The following is a 23,548-nucleotide window of genomic DNA, read 5'->3' as shown; positions in this document are numbered from 1 at the left end:
TACATTTTGATTAGGGCACTTGCAAACCTTTCTAAAGCAGATTTTAGATCAGCCCCGGACACGTTATTAACTTTTGTATACTGTCTTTTATATTTTATTAACAATTAAAATATGGTGGCACGCTGTTATTTGAGATGCCCCATTATGTTATATGCCTGTAGCTCACACTTTACTCATCGTTGATGATTGCGCAGAGGATAGGGAAGTCTATCGTGAATATCTTTCTTGCGATCCTCATAATACCTATGAGTTTTGCGAAGCTGGTTTAGCCGAGGTGGCTCTAGAACTCTCTTTAAAGCAGCAGTTTGATGTTGTGTTGCTAGATTTCTATATGCCCGATATGACTGGGTTAGAGTTTCTCAGTCAGTTACAAAAACACCAACGCAAAATTCATTCTCCCATCATCATGCTGACAGGTCAGGGGAATGAGGAGCTGGCTGTGCAAGCAATGAAGAATGGTGTGCAAGATTATTTAGGGAAGCACCATCTGCAACCAGAGATATTACAACGCACGGTTAGAAGCGTTATTCAACAATCTCATCTCCATGTTGCTCTGCACAAAACCCGTGAGCAGCAACGGCTAATCGCCACTACCGCGTTACGTATTCGGCAATCGCTAGACCTTGAGCAAATTTTGGATACGGCAGTAGCAGAAGTACAGCAGCTGTTGGAATGTGACCATGTGGCGGTTTATCAATGTGACTTGCAGAAGACACCCACCATCAAGGCCGAGTTGGGAACACGCGATCAGCCCTCCTCCTCTTTCAATGCACCAGCCCAGCTTAATGACCAGAATACTGATAGTCCGCCCAGGCCTAACTATCGAGAACTGAGTGCCCCCATTGTCATCAACTCACCACAGTCACTTCAAAATCAGATTTGGGGATATTTAGTAGCTAATCAACATTCTAAAACAACGGATTGGCAACCTGAAGAACATAATATTCTCAATGAATTAGCGGTACAACTTGCGATCGCCATCCAACAATCTGAACTCCTATCCCAAACCCAGATAGCATTAGCAAAAGCCCAAGAACTGAACCACTTTAAATCCCAAATCTTAGCTACGGTTTCCCACGAATACCGATCTCCTCTGGCAGTTATTCTCGGTGCTGCTTCTACCCTTGACCGCCATAGCGAACGTTTAGATACATCACAGCAGACCCGCTTTCTGAGCATGATTCAGGATAAGGCCAAACACATGACCCGACTTGTGGACAACATGCTGATGATGCATCAGTGTGAGCTTGATCAAGCCCGATTTGAGGCTGCTCCCATGAATATTCTGCAGTTTGTTGCAGATATTGTTGAAGAACATCGAGAAACAAGCCAAAACCATGAGTTAATTCTGCAAATAACCGGCAAAACCAATGGTTTTTGGGGAGACCAGGGCATGCTACGCATAGCCATCGACAATCTCCTCTCCAATGCCATTAAGTTTTCTCCCGATGGAGGCCGCATCGAAATTCATTTGCTGGGAGAATACACCACAATTACGCTCTCCGTCAAAGACTTTGGCATTGGCATTCCCAGTGCCGATCAGCCCCATTTGTTTCAGTCCTTTAGCCGGGCCAGCAACGCTAGTGACATTCAAGGCATTGGCTTAGGGTTGTCGATTACTAAAGCCTGTATTGACCTACATGAGGGCAATCTTGATTTAGAAAGCGAGGAAGGCTGCGGGACTAAAGTGTTTTTCACATTACCCAAACAACCCCAGGCTGCTAAAAATATTTACCAAGGGGATTAAGATCAGGGCAACCCTACCAGACATAGATAAGGCAAGGGCCTGCTTACCACATATAGACGCCACACTGCAATTAGTCACGATTAATCAAGGGCAACGATGCGTAGTAGCTCACCTAAGTTGGCATGCGATACCCCATCCCCCGTACAGTTTCAATCAGGCCACTGCCTAGTTTTTTACGTAGGTAACCGACATAGACATCCACCACGTTAGAACCGGGGGAATAATCATAGCCCCATACCCGATCCAAGAGCTGCTCACGGCTAAGCACTTGCCCCGGATGACTCATAAAGGTTTCTATCAAAGTAAATTCGCGGGCTGATAATTCAATGGCCTTCTCACCCACATGTACCAACCGTGTACGTAGATTTAGCACAATATTCTGGTGTCTAAGGATAAACTTCTTTTCAGGTTTAGAGCTGGCTGCACGCAACCGCGCCCGCACACGAGCTAAGAGTTCCTCAAAGCGAAATGGTTTGGTAACATAGTCATCCGCCCCCGATTCAAAGCCTGTGATCTTATCGGCAATGTCATCACGGGCGGTCAAAATTATAATCGGGCTCTGGCAGCCCTGGCCACGCAACTCGGTCAGGACTGACAAACCATCTTTACCCGGCAGCCCTAAGTCCAACACAATCAGCTCAAATTCGCCATCCAACGCATAGGCAACGGCTTCAAGACCTGTAGTTGCTACTGTCGTTATAAATCCATTGGCCTGTAGCCCCTTATCCAAAAATTCAGCTACTCGCACCTCATCTTCAACAATCAAAATCCGGTTCATTGTTCACATTTCCTTGTTCACAGTTCCTTACGAGGCTATAAGACAGAAATCGGTTGAGACAGATCTATGGGTAAACGCAGAGTAAATACTGAGCCTAAACCAGGCTGACTGGATACCCCCACCTCACCACAGTGGGCTTCAACGATTGCCTGTACAATCGCTAGCCCTAATCCTGACCCCTCTGACTTACGCTGGGTATATTGCACCCGCGCAAAGCGATTAAAGACACGAGATTGTTCTGCCTCAGGAATACCTTCCCCTGTATCTTTAACCCAAAGTTCCACTTGATTGCCAGCTTGACGGCAACCAAGCTCAATGGAATCTCCTGGTTGAGTGTGCTGAGCCGCATTGTTCAGTAAATTGAGCAGGGCCCCTGTCAACCGTTGAGAATCAGCAACAATACGTACACGGGTTTTAACAACCAGTTTCCAATCTCGCTCCGCTAAGGTTTGAGCTTTAGTAAAAATGTCCTGACAAAAACTAGCCATATCTAACGTCTCTAAATGAAGAAACTGAGGGTGTTCAGACTTAACAATCAGAATTAGGTCGTTGACCAAACGTCCCATCCGATCCAATTCATCCAGGACTAGATCAACGGTTTCAGCCTGTTCTTCAGGATCATCTCCCATCAGCTCCAAATGCCCCTGTATGATAGTGATCGGGGTGCGTAACTCATGGCCCGCATCATTGATAAAATCACGCTGAGTTCTAAACGATGCCTGCAAGCGGTCCATCATTGAGTTAAATGTCTTTGCTAGCTGGGCGAATTCTCCCGTGCCAGTGACCTGAATACGGCCACTCAAGTCAGTTTCATTGATATTATGAGCCGTCTTGGCCAACTCTTGCACCGGTCGCAACAGTCGACCTGTTGCCACCCAAGCCAGGCACAGTGACAACAGAATTAGGATGCCAGCAACTTCCATAAACACAACTATCCCGGCCAAAGCTTCACCTCTTTCCCCTGCCGAGAGGTGAACAATCACAAACTGGCCCTGTAAAGTACCATCAACTGTTATAGGTTCTACTACATAGAGAGCGTTACCCGCTTCTGGATCCCCTGTATCCTTCTGCCCTTGGGTACTCTCATCAAGTTGAATCCATTTTTCAAATAGCTCTGACTCTGTGTATATCACAGAAGGCAGAGCCGGTGGATTCGACCGATAAACTTTATCCTCTAAAATAGCGATGAGAAAATTATCGTCTTCTGGCAGTGTATTCGTTATGTAGTCATCCAGAGCCTGCTGGAGGGATTCGTAAGATAGATCGGTCGACTGTGCCCATTCAGCATAGACATCATCAAATTCTTCAACCTCTTCCAAAAGATCTTCCTTGACACGTTCGTCAACAGCTCGAAACAGCAATATCCTAAAAATAGGAACAGACAAACAGACAGCCACTAGCATCAAGATCACATAAATCAGAAAGATTCTGGTCCGTGCTTCCTTAAATAAACCGAATAATTTAAAGCGCTGCATCCTACAAACGTATACGGATAATACTTAGTTCAATTGTGAGGGAAAACATCCGTGATTTTCAGTATTTTCTGTGAAAATCATCCAGAACTGCTCAAAAAGTAAGGTTGTCTGTTTAACAAAGCCATCAAAGTTGTGACATTTCAAAAACTGACCACAGTTGATATAAAATTAGCCCTAAGAAGGATATTTCAATATAAAATTCCGTTCATTTTCCTCGATTAAGCGGCGTTTTAAAAAACCTTTGATGAATGCTTAAAAAGATTCAGTTTAGATAGGGAAGTCTTACATAGAGTCAGTTTGCAGGAAACCTAAGTTTTTTAATTAATGTCAGCTTATCATTTTCATATTTTTACCGTTGGTAGCTGAGATAACTCCCCAGCAATTTAAACAGGCTATCGAGCGAATTACTTAATGAAATTTTCATGAGAATTTTCTAACGATCACTTCATTGAGAATTTAATCAGCCTGACGACAGTAGTTTTATCGGTTCAAGAGCAACTACTGGAGAATGATGCCATGCGTGTATCTGTCATTGGGACTGGCTATGTTGGCCTGGTAACTGGAGCCTGTCTAGCACACATCGGTCACGAAGTCGTGTGCGTAGATAACAATGCTGAAAAAGTTGCCATGTTGCAGGCGGGTCAGTCGCCTATTTATGAACCTGGGCTTACCGATATCATGGACTCAGAGCAGCTGTCATTTACGACTGATTTAGCTGCTGGTGTGAGCCATGGCGAGGTGATTTTTATCGCTGTCGGTACACCACCGTTACCCACAGGAGAAAGCGATACTCGCTATGTAGAAGCTGTGGCACGGGGGATTGGTCAGCATATTGGTAACAACTATAAAGTCATTGTCAATAAGTCTACAGTGCCTGTTGGTTCTGGTGATTGGGTATGTCGACTCATTTTAGATGAGTTGGAAGATCGCGACGCTCAGGCCAATTTCGAAGTTGTGAGCAATCCTGAATTTCTGAGGGAAGGATCTGCCGTTTATGACACCTTTAATCCAGATCGGATTGTTTTGGGAGGACATTCTCCCAAGGCCATTGAACGTATGCGACAGCTGTATGCACCCATTATTCACCGACAGTTTGCAGTGGATACCACCTTACCTGCGGTGCCAGTGGTCGTTACCGATCTGGCCTCTGCTGAGACAATTAAATACGCCGCTAACGCCTTTTTAGCTACAAAAATCAGCTTTATCAATGAAATTGCTAATATTTGCGATCGCATCGGTGCTGATGTCACCCAGGTGGCCCAGGGCATTGGCCTCGACAGTCGCATCGGTGGCAAATTTTTACAGGCAGGGATCGGCTGGGGCGGCTCCTGTTTTCCGAAAGACGTATCAGCCCTAATGCACATCGCCCAGGACTACGGGGTAGATACAACTCTATTGGATGCCACCATTGCCACCAATCGGCGTCAGCGACTACAGGTGGTCTATCAGCTCCAAAAAACCCTAAAAATTCTCAAGGGTAAAACCATTGGTCTATTGGGTCTCACCTTTAAGCCCAACACGGACGATCTGCGAGATGCGCCAGCCCTCGACATTATTGTTGAGCTGAAACGGCTAGGTGCCAAAGTAAAGGCCTATGACCCCATTATCGAAGAAATCTCTGCCCCCGTCATCCTGGTGGATACACCAACAGCATTGGCCTATAACTGCGACGCCCTGGTTCTAGTCACCGACTGGAATGAGTTTCAACACCTGGACTACAGCGATTTAGCCCGTCGTATGAAACACCCAATTTTGATCGATGGTCGCAATTGTCTTAACCCACAACAGCTGCAACAGTCAGGTTTCTACTACCAAGCGATTGGTCGACCCAGTGCCGGTCAGTTGCTGTGGCCCACTGTTCGCCATTCTGTTCTTGCTGCCTAGGTTCGGATACCCTAAGGAGATCCTGACATGAGATTGATGGTCTATTCCCATGATGCCTTTGGGTTAGGCAACATTCGCCGCATGCTAACAATCTGTGAGTATTTGCTACGAACCTTGCCTAATATTTCCATATTAGTGGTGTCAGGTTCCCCCGCCCTGCACACCCTGAGACTACCTGAAGGTCTAGATTATATTAAATTGCCCTGTCTGGGGCGCAACACCTCCGGTCAGCTAGAGGCCAGATATCTTAAGAGTATGCCAGAGACATTGGTGCGGTTGCGATCTCACCTAATTCTCACCGCTGTAGTACATTTTCAACCGGATGTGTTGCTCATTGACAAAAAACCTCTGGGCCTACGCAATGAACTCAAAGAAACCCTCAACCATCTGAACCGTCATGGCCCCAACACCAAACGAGTGTTACTACTCAGAGATATCCTGGATACTCCTGCTGCCACAATTCAACAATGGCAAGTCAACAACTATTACCAGTTAACCCAACAACATTATGACCAAATATGGATTGTAGGCACACCCGAGATTTTCAATCTACCTGATGAGTATAATTTTCCGCTACCGTTACGGCGCAAAGTTAGATTCTGTGGCTATCTCAGCCGTGGCTGTGGCCGCACATCCCAAACTGTCCTTCGCCAGCAGTTAAAGATTCACCCTCAGGAAAAACTGGTGGTGGTCACCCCTGGTGGTGGTGGCGATGGGCATCACCTGATCCAAACCTATTTGGCAAGCATGGACCAACAACTAAAAGCGGCTCAACCCATCCCAAAAACGGTGATAATTTCAGGTCCAGAGATGCCCACTGAAGAACAGCAACAGCTACAGACTCAAGTGGCCGCTTATTCTCAAATTCGTCTCCTCGAATTTAGCGATGACCTGATTAGCTATCTCAATGCCGCCGACGCCATCGTTGCCATGGCCGGGTACAACACCACCTGCGAGATTCTCTCTTTACGCAAACCTGCCGTTGTTGTACCTCGTACTCGTCCCGTTCAAGAACAGTGGATGCGGGCCAAACGCTTTGCCGATAGCGGCCTTCTATACGCCATTCATCCCCAACGACTCACCCCCCAACAGTTATCCCAAACCTTACATCGGGCACTGACCATCAAACCCCATGCCATCAACAGCTTTCGCCTAGATGGCCTGCCTCGCATCGCCCAACTCATGCATGATCTCATGGCTTGTGCCGTCCGTCCATCCAACCGTGATTTAGCAGAACTATCATGCGCCCTTTAATTGGCTTTTTATTAAAAACCTACCCCAAACTGTCTGAGACCTTTATTCTGAATGAGATTCTAGAGTTAGAAAGGCAAGGCCTTAACCTACACATATTCTCCTTAAGACAACCACCAGAGCGATGCACCCATCCCGGTGTAGCCACCGTCAAAGCACCAATCACCTATCTGCCATCATTGCTGCCGGAGTTTGACCCAGCCCAAGAAAAAAAGCTTCTGGACGCCCATCTCGACTTATTCCACCAGGATGGCAGCACCTATTTAAAGGCCCTAAAGTTTTATATGAGTCGTCCTGAGAAACGCCGGTTCCACGAGTTTTTACAAGGCGGCTACTTGGCCTGGAAGCTAAAAACACTAGGCATTACTCACCTCCATGCTCACTTTGCCAATGTGCCCACAGCCACAGCAGAAATTGCCCAGGCATTCACCGGACTCTCCTACAGCATTACGGCCCATGCCAAAGACATTTACTTAAGCAACCATGATGCCCTGAACCGGCGCATGGCCAAAGCGGAATTTGTGCTCACCTGTACCGACTATAACCGTCACTATCTTGAACAGATTTCCACATCTCGCACTCCTATTCACCTGGCTTATCATGGTTTAGATGTAGGCCGCTTTACTCCTGCACCAAAAACTCAAACGTCTGATGTGCCTTTAATCTTGAGTGTTGGTCGTTTTTGTGAGAAAAAGGGTTTTCCCTATTTATTAAAGGCCTGCCATATACTTAAACAGGTGGGACTATCTTTTCGCTGTGTCATTGTTGGCTACGGTCCCCTAGAGAATTCTATTCGACAACAAATTAACGATCTAGAACTCAACGAGCACGTTACCCTAGTCGGCAAACTGACCCAGGACCAGCTAATTGAGTATTACCAACAGGCAGCTATGTTTGTGCTCCCTTGCCTGGTCACCGATGACGGTGACCGCGATGGTATTCCTAACGTTCTTTTAGAGGCCATGTCCATGGAATTACCCGTGGTCTCGACTAATATCTCAGGTATTTCTGAGCTGGTGCAGTCTAATGAAAATGGTGTGCTGGTGCCGGAAAAGGATGCCCTATCTTTAGCACAGGCTTTGGAGGCTCTTGTGCGACAGCCAGAACTGAGAACAACTTTAGGCAAAGCCGGGCGTCTTACGGTGTTAAATAAGTTTGGCCTTAGTCGCAATGTGGGCGCAGTTAAAGATTGGTTACTACAGGCTATTAAGGAACCCATGAGACCACAAATTCAAGCCAGTGTATTAGGGGATTTACTCAAGCTGGCTGCTTCCTAAGGTCGTGACGCACTGAACAACGTGCCACCCTATACTCTCCTCTCTTAGGAGAGGAGAGTCGCGACATTAAAACCACTTCCCAGGAAGAGAATATCTTCGAGATTTATCTACGTCAATACTCTGTTCTGCGAGGGACTATGCTATGAAGACTTTACTTTTTTACTGTCAACACATTCTCGGTATCGGTCACCTGATCCGCAGTATGGCTATTGCCCATGGCTTGACTAAGGATTTCAAAGTTTACTTTGTCAATGGTGGGGAGGTCATTCAGGACTTTCCTGTACCGGCAGGCGTTGAAGTGATTAATTTACCTGCCATTAAAACCGATGCAAATTTTCGGGAACTACAGGTACCTGATGGGTTTACCGATGTCGAGTCCACATTGGAATATCGTCGTGATCGGTTGTTGGAGGTTTGCGATCGCATCCGCCCCGCCGTCGTCATGGTAGAACTATTCCCCTTTGGTCGTCGGCGTTTTTCTACCGAGTTAATTCCGCTGTTAGAGCGCGCTAAAGACCACGGCGCTAAAATCACCTGTAGCCTCCGAGACATTGTTGTTACCAAGCAAGATCAGGAGCGTCATGAAGCTAAAGTATGCAAACTGATGAATCGGTATTTTGACCAGCTGCTGATCCATGGCGACCCAGAGTTTTTACCCCTAGAAAACAGTTTTTCTAGGGTGAACGATCTTGACTGTGAGGTTCACTATACCGGTTACGTAGTTCCCGATGTAGATCGACAATTTACCCAAAAAACAGCATCCGATCCACCGATGATCCTGGCTAGCGTTGGTGGTGGGCGCTTTGGCCATGAGCTTCTACAGTGTGTGGCCGAAGCCAGTCAGTTGTTAGAAAACAAGATCCCTCACCACATTCAAATGTTTACAGGGCCATTTTCACCAGATGACGTCTATAAACGTTTACAGACAATTGCAGCCAATCGCTCAAATCTAACCGTACAGCGTTATACACCCGATCTTCTCAGCTACATGGCTAAGGCCGATTTATCCATTAGCATGGCAGGCTACAACACTACCCTCAACATTTTGCAGACAGGGGTGCGGGCCATGCAGCTACCGTTTACCGGTAATGACGACCAGGAACAACGGCTGCGGTCTAGCCGTTTAGAAGATCTGGGCATTGTCAACGTCATTAATCCTGACGATTTGGATCCTATTTTCTTCTCCCTTAAGGTGATGAAAGCGTTGAGTGCCAGTCCCAGCCATCAACACTTCTGTCTTCGTGGGGTGGAGATGACGGCTGCTCGCGTTAAGGCACTAATCAAAGAAGAGATTTTGGTTTGAGCTAACCCCATCCTCTACAACAAGCATCAGTCTTTGCCCCTGAGTGTTGAGTTTAGCTCCCAGCTCAACACTCAAAATCCAAAACTCTTAACTCTTAACCTCCTACAATCCATGGCACAGTCTAAAATTTGTATTACCACCTTAGAATTCCCCCCCGATGTTGGTGGCGTTGGCGAGTCAGTGGCCCGTATTGCCAATTTGCTTCAGGATATCGGCTATGAGGTTCACGTTGCTGTTTTTCATTCCAAACAGCGTAAGGCCGAAGGCTATTGTCGCTCAGACTGTGACACTACCGAGCAAAATGGCATTCAGGTACACCGACTGACTCCAGCTAGTCGCTCAAATACACCCATTTTGCAGGACTATCGCAGCGACGTTTACTTTCAACTGAAACAGCTGCATCGTCAGCATCAGTTCAACCTGTTCCACGCTTTTTTCATTAATGAAACTGGCTTTATCACTACGTTGTTGGCCAAGGAAGAAGGCATACCCATCATCAACAGCGTGCGCGGCAGCGACTTACACAAGCACGTATTTAGCCCCAAACAACATGGTCAGATTGGCTGGATTTTAGAAAATTCAGACTGGGTCACCTTTGTCAGTCGAGATTTACAACGACGGGGTCAGGTGCTTGTCCCTGCCCTTAAGGGGAAATCCAGTGCCTTCTGGAACTCAATTCAGCCTGTAGAGTTTTCAAACCTACCTAAACCACCCCTAGCCGATCGGCTCACCGGCTTAGTCATTGGCTCAGTGGGTCGATTCCGCGATAAGAAAGGGTTGGAATATCTGTTAGACGCTTGTGCAGATCTGAAACAATCCATGCCGATAACACTGTTACTGGTGGGCGACTTTGCAGAGCGAGAACGTCCCTACTGGGAAGCCGCTATTCGCGAAAGTGGCATGGCGGACAACACCGTGCTTACAGGAATGGTTCCTCGGACTGAAGGCATGGCCTACCTGCAATATATGGACGTATACGCTGTACCTTCTCTCCACGATGGCTGCCCCAATGCTCTGCTGGAGGCCATGCTGGCTGGTCGCGCCATTGTCGGTACCAGTGTTGACGCCATTGGCGAGATTTTAGATCATATCTACAATGGCTTAGTTGTAACTCCAGGCTCTAGTGCTGAACTTAAAGATGCCATTCTCATACTGGCTCAGTCTCCAGAGTTACGACAGCGCTTTGGAAAAGCGGCTCAAGCCACCGTCCGCCAGCAACTCTCTCCCATGGTTGAACAAAGAAATTGGGCCAAGGTCTACCGCCAGGTCTTGACCCAACCCCTCACCGTTCTTGCATCTTAGCTTTAGGAGATTAATGATGACTTCTACGATCACAACAGAAACCTCCACCGTATCTAACATTACTCAACCCGCAATTACAATTGTGGTTGTACCCCGTGAGCGGTTTAGCTACAGCCAACAGTCTTTAGAGAGTATCTACCAATACACAAATCTGCCGTTTGAGCTGGTTTATGTAGATGGGGGTTCTCCTAAATATGTCCAGCAGTATCTAAGCCAGGCATCGGAGGACAAAGGTTTTACCCTGGTGCGCACCGAACGTTTTCTATCCCCTAATCAAGCGCGTAACCTGGGGCTAAGCTATGTCAAAACCGACTATGTGCTCTTTATCGACAATGATGTTCATGTGTCCCATGGCTGGCTACAGCAGCTGTGGCAGTGTGCCCAAGAGACTGATGCAACTGTTGTTTGTCCGTTAACCTGTATTGGCAAGCCGCTACACCAGAAAATCCATCTAGCCGGCGGTGAAGCCAGAATCTTTACTGACCTGAAGGGTGATAAGACCCATCGTCGGGTGCATGAAAAACATTATTTTGTGAATCGTGCCGTCGCTGACGTGGAAGAGCAGTTGCACCGTCGGTCTTGTGAGTTTGCAGAGTTTCACTGCATGTTGGTTAAACGATCTGTTTTTGACCAGATTGGGGTATTGGATGAAAAACTCCTCAACACCCGGGAGCACATTGACTTTTGCCTGAATGTCAGTCAAACAGGTGGGCGCATTTATTGTGAGCCAGCGTCAGTCGTGACCTATGTGCCTGATATTCTCTATCGCTGGTCGGATCTGGCATTCTTTATGCTGCGCTGGAGCGATGAGTGGGAAGTGAAAAGTCTCAAACGGTTCCGCAAGAAGTGGAATTTGGATAAGGACAAGTATTTTAAGAAACGATACAAGCGTTTGGGACACCGTCGACATCATGCGTTTTTGCGTCCGTTGGTTCGAAAGTTCACGTTTGGGAAAACGATTCCTTGGCTAGAAAAGCTGGTTATTCAGCTAGAGAGACAGTTGAATCGCATGCTCACCAGTCGATATCAACGCTTGTATGGAACAAATACTCAGGTGCAAGGTACACAGACCATGAGTAAGATGCCTGGATAAACACAACATTGTCTCCGTAGGGGTGCACCACAGTGCCCCCTTCGAAACACAGGCCAATGGTCAATATGTTGAAGGGCGCATGGCCATGCGCCCCTACAAGGCCATCTTTAATTTGAACAAATTATTTAATCCATATTCCCCATAACGGGAAGTTCCCCAATCCTAGCATTATGGCTAAACAAAAATCCTTTAGGTCATCCTTACCCGGTTTGAAACGCATAGCCCAACGCTTTTGGCCCCACATCTGTAAACAGGCTCACCTACTCACAGGCGCATTCTTTGCCCTGCTGGCAGAAACAGGTCTGCGCTTGCTGGAGCCCTGGCCCCTAAAGCTGATGTTTGATCGGGTCATTTTACCTACTGGCTTTAATATTCATGGTCACAACATTGAAGCTCTGGAAGGAATTTCACCACTGTTAATACTCACAGGCCTTGCCGCTGCCCTAATTGTGATCTCAGCAGCGCGAGGGGCTGCCGCCTACTTTAGTACTGTTGGCATGGCCGTAGCCGCCACCCATGTGATGACCGACATCCGCGGACAGCTCTATAGCCATATCCAAGCGCTCTCACTGTCGTTCCATAGTCGTGCCAAAAGTGGTGACCTGATCACCCGTGTCACCTACGATATCGAACGTCTGCGGGAAGTGACCGTGGTGGCTGCACTCCCATTGATCACACATTTTCTCACCTTAATTGGCATGGTGGGTGTGATGTTTTGGCTGAACTGGGAATTGGCGCTGATTGCGATCGCAATCCTCCCTCTCTTTATCCTCACCACCACCACCATGTCAAAAAAAATCCACAAGGTGGCACGCACCCAGCGTAAACGGGAAGGAGCCATGGCCGCATCTGCAGCGGAAGCCATTGGAGCTATTAAAGTGGTGCAAGCATTATCACTGCAAGATTTTCTGGGGAAGTCTTTTGCCAAAAACAATCGTAAAAGTCTAAAGGAAAGTGCAGAAACCCAGCGTCTGCGAGCAGGACAGGAACGTCTTGTGGAAACGCTTGTTGCCATTGTGCAAGCTCTGGTGTTGTGGCGTGGGGTACAGCTAGTGCTGACTGGCAGTGCTACACCAGGGGACCTGTTAGTGTTTATCACTTACCTTAAAGTCGCCTTTAAGCCCATGCGACAGCTAGCCAAATATACGGGTCAAATTGCGAAGGCTGTTGCCTCTGGTGAACGAGTCATTGCTTTGCTAGAGACCGAACCTGAAGTGCGTGACCTGAAAGGAGCTAAACCGGCTCCTGTCTTTCGAGGTGATGTGCACTGCAAGCATGTCACCTTTGCCTACAATCCGGAGCAGGGAATTTTGCGCAACCTCACCTTTTCAGCTCAGCCTGGAGAACAGGTTGCCATTGTCGGCCCGTCTGGGGGGGGTAAATCTACCCTCATCAGTTTGTTGCTACGGTTTTATGATCCTATTGAAGGGGGCGTTCACATCGACGGCCATGATCTCAGAGAGTACACCCTCACCTCTCTCCGCAAGCAAATTAGTATTGTGCTACAGGACAGCGTACTTTTTGCTGCCAGCGTTCGCGACAACATTGCCTACGGGGCCATTGGAGCCAGTAATGAAGAGATTGAGGCCGCAGCGCGTCTGGCCAATGCCCATGACTTTATTATGCACCTACCTGAAGGCTATGAAACCATTCTTGGAGAGCGGGGGGCCACTCTCTCCGGCGGTCAGCGACAGCGGATTGCCATTGCCAGAGCTGCCATTCGTCGAGCCCCCATTATCATCTTGGATGAGCCCACCAATGGCCTGGATAGCGCCAGCGAAAGCCTCGTTAGCGAAGCGCTAAATCGTCTCACCCAGGGTAAAACCAGTTTCTGGATTTCTCATAACCTTAGTACTGTGCAACATGCAGACCAAATTCTTTACATCGAACAAGGCTGCATTTTAGAACGGGGGACTCACCATCAGCTCATGGTCTTAGGGGGTCGCTATGCCCAAATGTATCGTTTGCAATCCGGTAGTTATTCAACAGAGAAGAGTTATGCGAACTGACGCATTCCCTAGTCGCATTATTTTAGTTCGCCATGGTCGCAGTTCTTTTAATGACCAAGGGCGCTATCAGGGCAGTTCAGATGAGGCAATACTCACCCCCAAGGGTGTGGCCACGGCCCAACAGGTGGGTGCATATCTCCGCTCCATGACCATCGACGCTGTGTATACCAGCCCCCTACTGCGGGCAAAACAAACCACAGGAGAGATTCTCAAAGCGATAGCGGATAAACGCCCTAAACCCATTACCGTGAGTCGCTATCTCCGAGAAATTGATTTGTCTGTGTGGGAAGGTCTCACCTACGACTATGTCCGGCAATACCATCGGGAGACCTATAACTGTTGGCAACAGCAGCCCCATGAGTTTAAGCTACCCGCTGATGATAGCTATCATTTTCCAGTCAAGGATCTCTATCAGCGTGCTCAAAAATTTTGGGCCCATAGTTTACATCATCACACAGGCAAAACTGTTTTAATCGTTAGCCATGGGGGCACTAATCATGCCTTAATTAGTACTGCGTTTGGGCTATCTCCTGAGCACCACCATAGCTTGCAGCAGTCTAACTGTGGCATCAGCATTTTGGAGTTCTCGGGGCAGGGGGTGCAGCTGACTCAACTGAATCAGACGACAGCGATTAAGGAGACTCTGCCTAAACTCAAAGCTGGCAAAGAAGGATTGCGACTGTTGTTACTACCAGAAGACTCACTGACCGATAAGGCCTGTCAACAAATCGCTCACCGTTTAGCAACCATCAAGTTGGACTTTTGCCTGTCGAATACGACCGGAAAGTATTGGCTACCGATGCTGTTACAGCATCATTCTCAAACAGCTCAGTTTATAGATGACCGAGATGATTTTTTGCAGGATTGGCAACAGATCTTAGCTGATGCTTTGGAGCCAGAGCAAAAACTGATTACGGGGATTGCGATCGCACCCACCAACCGTATCCAAACCCTGCTCATCCAAACCTTGGGTGGTCGTTCCTACGAAGGCGCAAAACTCTCCTTAACACCCGGTCACCTTAGCGTCATCCACTATCCCAAAAACCATCGCCCCATCGTCCAAGCCATCAACATTTAACCATCCCCTTAGAAGTAGGTCTCTCCAAGTTTATCGACTAGTATCAAAACCATGACTAAATTCAAAACTTATCTCTCGCAGATTAGATCTCAGAAATGCTATTATCGAGGCACACAGCTACAGTTCTATGGAACTTTACTTTAATCACATCCAATCAGTAAAAATACGACCACTGTAGACATATAAAAATACATACACATTTATTCTCAACAGTCTTCGAAAAATCCTATATATTCATAACGATATTTTAAATCAAGCGCGAAAGCCTTATTTTACAAGATTTCCAAAAAATACCAATTTATACTGATTTTTCTTGATGAGAATTACCTTATGATTTGGAGTAAGTAGCAAAAGAACGCTGAAATGCCCCCGCAGCAGTATCTAAGCTAGTACTCACCTAAATCAGAGATCTATATCAGTCAATGATGATGGACCTCCATGAAAGTAATCTCATGTCTACTTCATTAGATTCTTAGTCGCACCTGTCATAATTTTGACTCAGAGATGTTCGGTGCCACTACCGAAATGTTGAACTAACGTCTGTAGCTCCTTAGTTTAATCAGGGGGCTTCAATACCATCAGGAAAAAAGCATATCTGGACTCAGGTCCGCGGTCAATCGTGACCGCACTATCCCACTGTCCTCACTGCCAAATTCTGGATAGTTCCCATGACTGCTACACTTCTCTCACCGCCTGCCGTCACTGCGTTACAGCCATCCGTTACCATTGTGGTTGCCCCACGAGAACGCTTTGGCTACACGCAAAAGTCTCTGGAAAGCATCTATCAACACACAAAAATACCATTTGAGCTCATATACGTAGATGCTGGCTCCCCTAAACATATTCAAAAATATTTAGCAAGAGAAGCAGCTAAAAGAGGATTCACCCTCCTACGTTCCGATCAGTTTCTCTCACCAAATCAGGCACGTAACCTTGGTCTTAGTCAAATAACGACAGACTATGTAGTCTTTATCGATAATGATATTCATGTTTCGAGTGGCTGGTTGGAGCCTCTTTTACGTTGTGCAAAAGAAACAAATGCAGCTGCTGTCTGTCCCTTAACTTGCATCGGCAAACCACTCCATGATCGGATTCACTTTGCAGGAGGTGAGGCCAGGATTTTTATGGATGTGCAGGGCGAACAGATATGGCGGCGTCTTTATGAGAAACGTTTTTTGGTAAGTCGCTCCGCTGCCGCCATCAAGCATCAGCTTTACCGACGCGCCTGTGAGCTTGTAGAACTGCGCTGCACACTGGTTAGGCGAGATATTTTTGAACAATTAGGATGCTTAGATGAAAAACTATTGGGCACTCAAGAAGATATAGACTTTTGCCTAAGCGTTAGTCGAGCCAATGGGCAAATGTTCTGTGAACCGGCTTCAGTGGTCACCCATGTACCTGAAATTTCCTATCGTTGGTCTGATTTAGGGTACTTTATGCTGCGCTGGAGCGATATGTGGGAAGTAGAAAGTCTCATGTATTTCCAGCAAAAGTGGGCTTTGGACATGGACGAGTACTTTTTACAACGATACAGACAGCTGGGCCAACGTCGCCATCAAACATTCTTATACCCACTGCTACATCGGCTGCAAGGAAACCGCAAAGTCTCTTGGTTAGAAAACATTGTCATAAAGCTAGAACAGTGGTTGAACCAGATACTTGCAGATCGCCATGCCAAACTGCGGCACACCCCTATAAAAAAGCTAACCCCTACATCTCCCTCACCCAATCATAAGACTGTCCCTCACAAAAAATTGCATAGGTCAGTGCTTGATAGTCACAGTCATCCTACGCAACTATCTCAACCACATTTAATGCCCCATTAGACCGGTTACTTTGCCTAGGTTAGGCAGATGCAGCCTATACTGGCTTAAAAGCCCATTCAAAGGTTTACTTTACTCCTAAATAGGTAGAGATAATCCTCTATGCCTAGGAGTTTTATAAAATCTCTTTTTCAGCAACAAACGAGTGCAATTGCTCGACGTCCCATCAGTTACCATCTCTTCAAGACATACACTTGTGAACTCCACCTCTTTTTTGAGAAGATTATGACATGAAAACACAAGCTCTTGCTAAACGTGCTACAGCTACACGTCTCTCTATACCATCAGTCACGCTTATCATAGCACCACGGGAACGTTTCAGCTATATCCAACCATCACTGGAAAGCATTTACAAATACACGAAACTACCGTTTGAGCTGATATACATTGATATCGGTTCTCCAAAGCACCTGCGCCATTACTTAGCTCAATCAGCTGCTGACAAAGATTTCACTTTACTACGCACCGAGCGGTTTATTTCGCCAAATCAAGTTCGTAATCTGGGGTTAGGTCATGCAACTACAGACTATGTTCTTTTTATCGATAACGATATTCATGTCTCTCCTGGTTGGTTAGAGAAGCTTTTAGAATGTGCTCAGGAAACAGATGCTACCGTCGTCTCTCCACTTATGTGTATTGGCAAGCCATTGCATGAGCGAATTTTGATGGCTGGGGGTGAGATCAGATTTTTTGTGGAAACAGGTGACGAATTTGAGCATCGTCGTTTGTACAAAAAGTGTCATTTGGTTAATCGTTCTGTTTCTTTGATGCAACGCCAGCTACATCAGCGTGCCTGCGACTATGCAGAGTTAAGCTGTTTGCTGGTAAAGCGCAGTATCTTTCGCGACATTGGTCCCTTAGACGAAAATCTCTTGAATTCTCAGGAGCACCTTGATTTTTGTCTCAGTGTGGCCCAAGCAGGTGGCAAAATTTACTGTGAACCTGCATCAGTGGTCACCTATGTTCCTGAGATGCCCCGTCGTTGGTCGGATCTGCTCTATTTTATGCTGCGCTGGAGTGATGCTTGGGAAGCGGAAAGTCTGATTCATTTCCAAAAGAAGTGGTCTCTGGATATTGATCGGGATTTTATGCTGCGTTTTAAACATTTAGGTCAGCAGCGACATCAAATCTTGTTGTTGCCGTTGCTACGGCGGTTGACAGTGGGCTGTCGGGTACGCTGGATGGAGAAACTCGCGATTTACTTAGAGCGTTGGCTTAATCAGTATTTGACGAACCGTTATAGACGGTTGTCTAGGTGAAAGGGAGCTTGTTCTTATCAGAGCTTAGGCAACTACTCGACAACCTTCCCCTCCGGGGAGGGGCTCCGGGGTGGGGCTCCCGATTATTACTAACCACCAGCAGCCTTCTTAATTTCCTTACAAATCTCCACTAAAGCCTGATCTTGCTCAGCAGCACTAAGACTTTTCAAAGGCCGCTCCGGAGCATGCGCAGTCTGATATTCCGCTATAGCACTCTCTTCATAGAGACTAGAACTAATCGGCACCCAAATGATTTTCAGCCCTCATTCTTAGCCGCATCTAAAAGGGGAGGCAGCCCATTTTCATGGATAACGCACTCAACTGGTTCTTGCTAAGGTCTAGTGTTTGAAGACTCGTCAGCTGGACAATCTCGGGTGGTAGCGCACTCAATTGGGTCCGAATCAATTGCCCTTTATAAAGTTTCCAACCTAACTGCAATATTTCTAACTGAGTCAACTGCCCAATCTCCAGCGGCAACTCCGTCAACCCCGCCCCCGACAAATCCAACTCCGTCGCCCCAGTCCTCGCCGCTTCCTCAATCACCTCCAGCAGCTCATCCTGCGTCATACCGATCATCTCCAGAAACCATCCCCGCCTTCTACCAAACCCACACCAGCCAAGCGCTAAAACTTAATCCAAAATAAACCTTGACCAGTCAGTCTAAGTTCGCTACTCTTAAATCAAGGTCGTCAACCACCCAGACCCATGACACGCGGACCCAGCAAGCAATTTGACACCGAAATCGCCCTTAGCAAGGCCATGGACGTGTTTTGGGAGCACGGCTACGAAGCCGCTAGCCTCTCACAATTGCTCAAGCAAATGGGTATCGGCAAAAAGAGTCTGTACGACACCTTTGGCAACAAGCAATCGCTGTTTCTCAAAGCTCTGGAGCACTACGCCCATACTACGCTGCGAGATATCCGCAAACGCCTGTCAGCAGAGGGTTCTGCCCTTAACAACATCAAACAGCTACTCCTCGACTGGCAAACCATGCATGGTCGCCCTGGTAGCTGCGGCTGTATGCTCGGCACCAACATCGCCGACTTCAATACCGACGATGAAGCCATCGCCAAAGTTATGCGCGGCTACCTGCACCAGCTAGAAGACACCTTCAGCAGCGCCCTCATCCGCGCCCAAAAAGCCGGAGAGCTAAGCCCCAACAAAAACCCACGGGACCTGGCTCGCCTGCTACTTTGCACCACCCAGGGCATTGCCCTCCTGGGCAGAGTCATGGAAGACGACATCACCCTAAAAGGCGCAGTGCAATCCGCGTTGCTACTTTTAGAGGAAGAGCCCCCCTCACACTAAATCCCTCTCCCTGGGGAGAAGGGCTTTGAAGACTGAAGATCTTCTTATTTTGAATAAGATCCACGTTCTCTAACTCCCCTTCTCCCCGAGAGAGAAGGGGCTGGGGGATGAGGGGTATTTTTTTGCAAAAACCTAGACCGACCAGTCAATATTTATTCACCTTTGGAGGTATCACCATGGCACGTTTAACTAACAAAACAGCAGTTATCACTGGCGGCACCACTGGCATCGGCTTTGAAACCGCAAAGCTGTTCATTGCCGAAGGCGCACGGGTGATCATCACCGGTCGCAACCAAACCCGCCTCGATGAAGCTGTTGCTGCTCTTGGCTCCAATGTCGCTGGCATCAAAGCCGATGTCCAATCCCTCGATGAACTTGACTCTCTCGCTACCCAAGTCCAAGAAATCGTTGGCCAGTTCGACATTCTCTTTGCCAATGCAGGCATCGCCAAACGTGCCAACTTCCGCGATGTTACCGAAGCCGACTTCGACCAAGAAATTGCCATTAACTTTAAAGGCGCTTTCTTCACCGTCCAAAAACTAGAGCCCCTGATGAACAATGGCAGCAGCATTATTCTGACAACCACTATTCTCGACCAAACCGCCCTCCCTGGTGAAGGCATCTATGGAGCCTCTAAAGCCGCTGTTCGCTCTCTCGCCCGTTCCCTCAGCAGAGAACTGCTAGATCGTCAGATTCGGGTTAATGCAGTCGCCCCTGGTCCTATTGAAACGCCTATCTGGTCAAAGATGGATCTGCCTGAAGATGTTCCTGCGCAAGTGCTAGGACGTACGCCTATTGGTCGCTTTGGTAAACCTGACGAGGTTGCTAAAGCCGTTCTGTTCTTAGCCAGCGATGATTCTTCCTACATGCTCGGCGAAGAGATCCTGGTTGATGGTGGCTGGGCAACACTTTAGAACTTCAGAAATTGTCTGCACCATTAGTACTCTTGTAGCTCTTATGAGCAGCAGGACTCATTACTGCACCATTCCTAAAAAGAAACCTTATTTCAAGGCTAAACACTTGCCTCAGGCAGGGTTCTCCGAACAAAGGGGAACCGCCAGGGAGGAGGCTCGAAAACTTACGCCATCACTCGCCCTCCTCCGCCTAAGACAGCTCCCTGGCGGTAAGGGGAGGACACTCTTAGAACTTACTCCCAAAAAAGGACAATCATCATGCATTATACCCATAAAAATACCCAACAAAAAGTCTTCCTCTCTCTCTCCATATGGGCCACCACCGTCGCTATCACCGGTTATCTCGGTCTCTTCACCCACATCCCTGCCAACGGCATTGCCCTACTCGTCATCCTCAGCCTCACTATCCTAGTCGTCCTCTACTACCGCAACCCAGCACTGAACATCTATATCAACAACCTACCTCCCCGACAATTAGTCATCTTCCACCTATGGCGCATCGTCGCAGGCTTTGCCTTTCTCTCTTACGGCAGTCAAAACCTCTTGCCAGAACGCTTCGTCATCAACGCTGGCTACGGTGACTTAGCCGTCGGCTTCCTAGTCCCTATCATCCTCTTAGGCAAAGAAAGCATCCAAAAGTACATCGCGTTCCACCTGTTCGGTCAGCTTGATTTTATTCTTGCCGTTGGCACTGGGCTTACCTTCACCGTATTGCAAGTACCTCTGATGGAGAATATTGCCACTTTCCCTATTGTGCTCATTCCTTTATTTGGCGTTCCCTTGACCGGAGCAAGCAGTATTATGGCAATTGATGCGCTGCTTAGACAGCGGCGACAGATAGCTTCCCGTTAATGTGAGATTTCGGTTGGTGGCTCTTGGTATTGCAGGGCATCCACAAGGGATGCCCCTACGTAATGTGGAATTTCGGTTTGTGCTGCTAGATATCGCAGGGTAACCACAAGAGGCAGCCATACGTTTGGATTTGATATAACATCCCATATTCCCCAAGGAAAAACCATGACAGATTTCAAAACAGCGCTCATCGTCATTATCGATGGAGCCATCCTGCCACCAGGGCAACAACAATCTGCGGACAGTCCTGATCGATTTCTGGAACCGGATGAATATGCCACCAGCTACTGGCATATTCTGCAACAACACCGCAGCGCCTGGACCTGGGAAATAGAATTACGCCCCTGGGTAGAACGGTTTTAACCTAAATCAATCCCATAGATAGCCATACTACAGATCACAAATAGATCTCCAAGGACAACCATGCTAGGCTCGAAGCCTACCCATAACCCACCCCCATGAAATCCGCTAAATCCCAGGTTGCTCTACTGGCCTTGTGTCAGGCGACGGCCATGACCATTAATACGGTCTTGGTCACTGTTGCTGTTCTCATCGGCTACGCCCTCGCCACAGACAAAGCCCTGGCCACACTACCACTGGCCATACGCCAAGTTGCAATGATGGTAGCCACGATCCCAGCTTCACTACTCATGCAGAGAATTGGGCGACGCAATGGATTTCTGATGGGCAATTTTATCGGTCTGGTTGGTACGGGTGTCGGTATTTATAGTCTCGCCATTGCTAATTTTTGGCTGTTTACCCTCTCCATGACGGTGCTCGGTATCTCCGGTGGCTTTTTTGGTTACTATCGTTTTGCAGCAGCTGATGTGGCCGATCGCGCATTTCGATCGCAAGCAATTTCTTGGGTGTTAGCAGGCGGTATCATTGCAGCCATTCTGGGACCATGGTTGGCCACAGGATCACAAGGATGGTTTAACAGTGAGCTATACATCGGTGCGCTAGTGGCATTGCTGGGGCTACATGTATTCACGAGTCTTTTGTTATTAGGGTTGCAGATTCCTTCAATGACATCAGCTCACCATACCCAGAACACACGACCGCTGGCCGAGATTATGCGACAGCCTAAATTTTTGGTAGCTACCCTGGGAAGCACTGTCAGCTTCAGTGTCATGGCGTTTGTGATGACGGCTACGCCGTTGGCCATGGCAGCAGCAACCTACTCTTTTGAGCAAACGGCTTCTGTCATTCAGTGGCATGTGCTTGGCATGTTTGCTCCCTCGCTGGTGACGGGCTGGCTGATTAAGCGATTCGGCACGTTGCAAATTATCGTGACTGGAACAGTGCTAAATCTGGCTTGTATGGGGTTAAATTTATCCGGTACCAGCTTTTGGCACTTTACTATTGCCCTATTGTTACTGGGCCTAGGTTGGAATTTTATGTACGTGGGTTCCACCACCCTACTCACAGAAACCCATACACCTGAGGAGAAAGGAAAAGTTCAGGCGATCCACGACTTTATTATGTTTAGCTTTGTCGCTCTAGCTACATTCCTAGCAGGGCCAATATTTCATCGGTTTGACTGGGAACTTCTTAATCAGATGAGCTGGCCGCTGGTGCTGCTCACTCTGTTGGTGGTGCTGTGGTTACAGCAAAAGCGATTGCGCAGTCAGCATCTGGTTTAGGTCGACTTGCATGACTTTGCAACAGCCTGGGCAATTAAGGCCATGGCAGCACTCTTAAAAGTATGGCCGATCTGCTCAGTTCCTAAATATCGGGCTTGGGAAAAGCCGCCGTCAATGACCATTGTTAGTTGGGCTGCCAGGGTTTTGGGCTGGTTGAGATTGGCAGCTGTGGCTAGGGTTGTGATGCGATCGCACACACCCCTTATGCTCCAAAACCACCTGCCGCGATAAATGCTCTGCATCCGCAAACTCACTGGCCGTCAGCAAAAACGGACAGCCCTGACAGTCAGACATCTCTAGCAAATGGGCAATGAAATCCACAATGCCCACCAGCTGAGCCATGGGCTCAGGGTCACAGTTCGCTAAAAATGCCTCCAACAACTGCCAAAACTGCTGATTCCGTTGCTCCAAGTACGCCTGAATCAACGCATCCTTTGACGGAAAGTAGCGATAGAGGCTCGTCTTCGCAATTTTCGCCTCAGCAATCACCCGGTCCACACCCACCGCATGCAGCCCACATTCATAAAATACCTGAAGATGCAATAAATCCAA

The 23,548-nt window shown here is 47.7% G+C and carries 21 protein-coding genes; 16 read left to right on the top strand and 5 right to left on the bottom strand.

All coding sequences use genetic code 11. The features are described from left to right. Window positions 1-151: 151 nt before the first annotated feature. Window positions 152-1,747 carry a hybrid sensor histidine kinase/response regulator gene (locus QGP82_RS27960; protein ID WP_499061657.1) on the top strand — a complete coding sequence of 532 codons (1,596 nt, stop codon included), beginning with the start codon at window positions 152-154 and terminating at the stop codon, window positions 1,745-1,747. Between the two features lie 112 nt (window positions 1,748-1,859). Here the strand turns inward: QGP82_RS27960 and QGP82_RS27955 are convergent, their stop codons facing one another. Together QGP82_RS27955 and QGP82_RS27950 are read right to left on the bottom strand one after the other, a co-directional pair. Continuing rightward, window positions 1,860-2,525, bottom strand: a complete 666-nt coding sequence (locus tag QGP82_RS27955) for a response regulator transcription factor (protein ID WP_163667964.1) — start codon at window positions 2,523-2,525, stop codon at window positions 1,860-1,862. Between the two features lie 35 nt (window positions 2,526-2,560). After that, entirely contained in the window at window positions 2,561-4,000 is a 1,440-nt protein-coding gene (locus tag QGP82_RS27950) for a sensor histidine kinase (RefSeq protein WP_499061656.1), read from the bottom strand. A 516-nt stretch (window positions 4,001-4,516) separates the two neighbouring features. On the opposite strand from QGP82_RS27950, the gene QGP82_RS27945 reads away from it, so the two are divergent. The 10 genes from QGP82_RS27945 (at window position 4,517) to QGP82_RS27900 (ending at window position 18,279) form a co-directional block, all read left to right on the top strand. Next, window positions 4,517-5,884 carry a UDP-glucose dehydrogenase family protein gene (locus QGP82_RS27945; RefSeq protein ID WP_499061655.1) on the top strand — a complete coding sequence of 456 codons (1,368 nt, stop codon included), beginning with the start codon at window positions 4,517-4,519 and terminating at the stop codon, window positions 5,882-5,884. A gap of 27 nt (window positions 5,885-5,911) precedes the next feature. Beyond that, window positions 5,912-7,138, top strand: coding sequence for a glycosyltransferase family protein (locus QGP82_RS27940; RefSeq protein ID WP_499061654.1), 1,227 nt, complete (start codon window positions 5,912-5,914; stop codon window positions 7,136-7,138). Further along, on the top strand, window positions 7,126-8,412 hold the full coding sequence (locus QGP82_RS27935; protein ID WP_499061653.1) for a glycosyltransferase: 1,287 nt from the start codon (window positions 7,126-7,128) through the stop codon (window positions 8,410-8,412). The genes QGP82_RS27940 and QGP82_RS27935 overlap by 13 nt, the downstream gene beginning before the upstream one ends. A 142-nt stretch (window positions 8,413-8,554) precedes the next feature. Next, complete coding sequence (locus tag QGP82_RS27930; RefSeq protein WP_499061652.1) at window positions 8,555-9,715, top strand: glycosyltransferase family protein; 1,161 nt, start codon at window positions 8,555-8,557, stop codon at window positions 9,713-9,715. 111 nt (window positions 9,716-9,826) lie between these two features. Continuing rightward, a complete protein-coding gene (locus QGP82_RS27925) occupies window positions 9,827-11,017 on the top strand; it encodes a glycosyltransferase (RefSeq protein ID WP_499061651.1) in 1,191 nt (396 codons plus the stop codon). A gap of 16 nt (window positions 11,018-11,033) precedes the next feature. After that, the gene (locus tag QGP82_RS27920) at window positions 11,034-12,110 is read left to right on the top strand and encodes a glycosyltransferase family 2 protein (RefSeq protein WP_499061650.1); all 1,077 of its coding nucleotides are present in this window, start codon (window positions 11,034-11,036) and stop codon (window positions 12,108-12,110) included. A gap of 170 nt (window positions 12,111-12,280) precedes the next feature. Continuing rightward, the gene (locus QGP82_RS27915) at window positions 12,281-14,119 is read left to right on the top strand and encodes an ABC transporter ATP-binding protein (protein WP_499061649.1); all 1,839 of its coding nucleotides are present in this window, start codon (window positions 12,281-12,283) and stop codon (window positions 14,117-14,119) included. After that, window positions 14,109-15,197 carry a histidine phosphatase family protein gene (locus QGP82_RS27910; RefSeq protein ID WP_163667955.1) on the top strand — a complete coding sequence of 363 codons (1,089 nt, stop codon included), beginning with the start codon at window positions 14,109-14,111 and terminating at the stop codon, window positions 15,195-15,197. The genes QGP82_RS27915 and QGP82_RS27910 overlap by 11 nt, the downstream gene beginning before the upstream one ends. Before the next feature lie 668 nt (window positions 15,198-15,865). Continuing rightward, window positions 15,866-17,023 carry a glycosyltransferase family 2 protein gene (locus QGP82_RS27905; protein ID WP_163702880.1) on the top strand — a complete coding sequence of 386 codons (1,158 nt, stop codon included), beginning with the start codon at window positions 15,866-15,868 and terminating at the stop codon, window positions 17,021-17,023. Window positions 17,024-17,250: 227 nt separating this feature from the next. Next, a complete protein-coding gene (locus QGP82_RS27900; protein ID WP_163702881.1) occupies window positions 17,251-18,279 on the top strand; it encodes a glycosyltransferase family 2 protein in 1,029 nt (342 codons plus the stop codon). 89 nt (window positions 18,280-18,368) lie between these two features. Here the strand turns inward: QGP82_RS27900 and QGP82_RS27895 are convergent, their stop codons facing one another. Next, the gene (locus tag QGP82_RS27895) at window positions 18,369-18,524 is read right to left on the bottom strand and encodes a hypothetical protein (RefSeq protein WP_499061648.1); all 156 of its coding nucleotides are present in this window, start codon (window positions 18,522-18,524) and stop codon (window positions 18,369-18,371) included. A 34-nt stretch (window positions 18,525-18,558) separates the two neighbouring features. Continuing rightward, a complete protein-coding gene (locus tag QGP82_RS27890; RefSeq protein ID WP_499061647.1) occupies window positions 18,559-18,846 on the bottom strand; it encodes a hypothetical protein in 288 nt (95 codons plus the stop codon). Between the two features lie 138 nt (window positions 18,847-18,984). On the opposite strand from QGP82_RS27890, the gene QGP82_RS27885 reads away from it, so the two are divergent. The 5 genes from QGP82_RS27885 to QGP82_RS27865 all read left to right on the top strand — a co-directional run bounded on the left by QGP82_RS27885 (window position 18,985) and on the right by QGP82_RS27865 (window position 22,996). Then, complete coding sequence (locus QGP82_RS27885) at window positions 18,985-19,587, top strand: TetR/AcrR family transcriptional regulator (protein ID WP_499061646.1); 603 nt, start codon at window positions 18,985-18,987, stop codon at window positions 19,585-19,587. Window positions 19,588-19,763: 176 nt separating this feature from the next. Beyond that, window positions 19,764-20,501, top strand: coding sequence for an SDR family oxidoreductase (locus tag QGP82_RS27880; protein WP_499061645.1), 738 nt, complete (start codon window positions 19,764-19,766; stop codon window positions 20,499-20,501). A gap of 258 nt (window positions 20,502-20,759) precedes the next feature. Next, entirely contained in the window at window positions 20,760-21,353 is a 594-nt protein-coding gene (locus QGP82_RS27875; protein WP_499061644.1) for a DUF8737 domain-containing protein, read from the top strand. A gap of 165 nt (window positions 21,354-21,518) precedes the next feature. Further along, window positions 21,519-21,716 (top strand): Rossmann-fold NAD(P)-binding domain-containing protein, encoded by a 198-nt coding sequence (locus tag QGP82_RS27870; RefSeq protein WP_431732022.1) that lies wholly within the window; start codon window positions 21,519-21,521, stop codon window positions 21,714-21,716. Between the two features lie 95 nt (window positions 21,717-21,811). Further along, window positions 21,812-22,996 (top strand): MFS transporter, encoded by a 1,185-nt coding sequence (locus QGP82_RS27865; RefSeq protein WP_163664652.1) that lies wholly within the window; start codon window positions 21,812-21,814, stop codon window positions 22,994-22,996. Window positions 22,997-23,107: 111 nt separating this feature from the next. On the opposite strand, the gene QGP82_RS27860 is transcribed toward QGP82_RS27865, so the two are convergent. Further along, on the bottom strand, window positions 23,108-23,548 hold the full coding sequence (locus tag QGP82_RS27860) for a TetR/AcrR family transcriptional regulator (RefSeq protein ID WP_499061643.1): 441 nt from the start codon (window positions 23,546-23,548) through the stop codon (window positions 23,108-23,110).

Source organism: Leptothoe sp. LEGE 181152 (assembly GCF_032906605.1).
In the GTDB taxonomy this organism is placed as follows: domain Bacteria; phylum Cyanobacteriota; class Cyanobacteriia; order Phormidesmidales; family Phormidesmidaceae; genus Leptothoe; species Leptothoe turfae.
This window is presented reverse-complemented; position numbering and strand designations above follow the sequence as displayed.

What these genes read in the sequence shown, in the direction of transcription:
- QGP82_RS27930 (WP_499061652.1), top strand. Translation starts at nt 8,555, where the DNA reads ATGAAGACTTTACTTTTTTACTGTCAACACATTCTCGGTATCGGTCAC.
- QGP82_RS27875 (WP_499061644.1), top strand. Translation starts at nt 20,760, where the DNA reads ATGCATTATACCCATAAAAATACCCAACAAAAAGTCTTCCTCTCTCTC.
- QGP82_RS27910 (WP_163667955.1), top strand. Translation starts at nt 14,109, where the DNA reads ATGCGAACTGACGCATTCCCTAGTCGCATTATTTTAGTTCGCCATGGT.
- QGP82_RS27955 (WP_163667964.1), bottom strand. Translation starts at nt 2,525, where the DNA reads ATGAACCGGATTTTGATTGTTGAAGATGAGGTGCGAGTAGCTGAATTT.
- QGP82_RS27940 (WP_499061654.1), top strand. Translation starts at nt 5,912, where the DNA reads ATGAGATTGATGGTCTATTCCCATGATGCCTTTGGGTTAGGCAACATT.
- QGP82_RS27945 (WP_499061655.1), top strand. Translation starts at nt 4,517, where the DNA reads ATGCGTGTATCTGTCATTGGGACTGGCTATGTTGGCCTGGTAACTGGA.
- QGP82_RS27870 (WP_431732022.1), top strand. Translation starts at nt 21,519, where the DNA reads ATGACAGATTTCAAAACAGCGCTCATCGTCATTATCGATGGAGCCATC.
- QGP82_RS27905 (WP_163702880.1), top strand. Translation starts at nt 15,866, where the DNA reads ATGACTGCTACACTTCTCTCACCGCCTGCCGTCACTGCGTTACAGCCA.
- QGP82_RS27920 (WP_499061650.1), top strand. Translation starts at nt 11,034, where the DNA reads ATGACTTCTACGATCACAACAGAAACCTCCACCGTATCTAACATTACT.
- QGP82_RS27890 (WP_499061647.1), bottom strand. Translation starts at nt 18,846, where the DNA reads ATGACGCAGGATGAGCTGCTGGAGGTGATTGAGGAAGCGGCGAGGACT.
- QGP82_RS27880 (WP_499061645.1), top strand. Translation starts at nt 19,764, where the DNA reads ATGGCACGTTTAACTAACAAAACAGCAGTTATCACTGGCGGCACCACT.
- QGP82_RS27960 (WP_499061657.1), top strand. Translation starts at nt 152, where the DNA reads ATGCCTGTAGCTCACACTTTACTCATCGTTGATGATTGCGCAGAGGAT.
- QGP82_RS27885 (WP_499061646.1), top strand. Translation starts at nt 18,985, where the DNA reads ATGACACGCGGACCCAGCAAGCAATTTGACACCGAAATCGCCCTTAGC.
- QGP82_RS27950 (WP_499061656.1), bottom strand. Translation starts at nt 4,000, where the DNA reads ATGCAGCGCTTTAAATTATTCGGTTTATTTAAGGAAGCACGGACCAGA.
- QGP82_RS27925 (WP_499061651.1), top strand. Translation starts at nt 9,827, where the DNA reads ATGGCACAGTCTAAAATTTGTATTACCACCTTAGAATTCCCCCCCGAT.
- QGP82_RS27865 (WP_163664652.1), top strand. Translation starts at nt 21,812, where the DNA reads ATGAAATCCGCTAAATCCCAGGTTGCTCTACTGGCCTTGTGTCAGGCG.
- QGP82_RS27935 (WP_499061653.1), top strand. Translation starts at nt 7,126, where the DNA reads ATGCGCCCTTTAATTGGCTTTTTATTAAAAACCTACCCCAAACTGTCT.
- QGP82_RS27900 (WP_163702881.1), top strand. Translation starts at nt 17,251, where the DNA reads ATGAAAACACAAGCTCTTGCTAAACGTGCTACAGCTACACGTCTCTCT.
- QGP82_RS27915 (WP_499061649.1), top strand. Translation starts at nt 12,281, where the DNA reads ATGGCTAAACAAAAATCCTTTAGGTCATCCTTACCCGGTTTGAAACGC.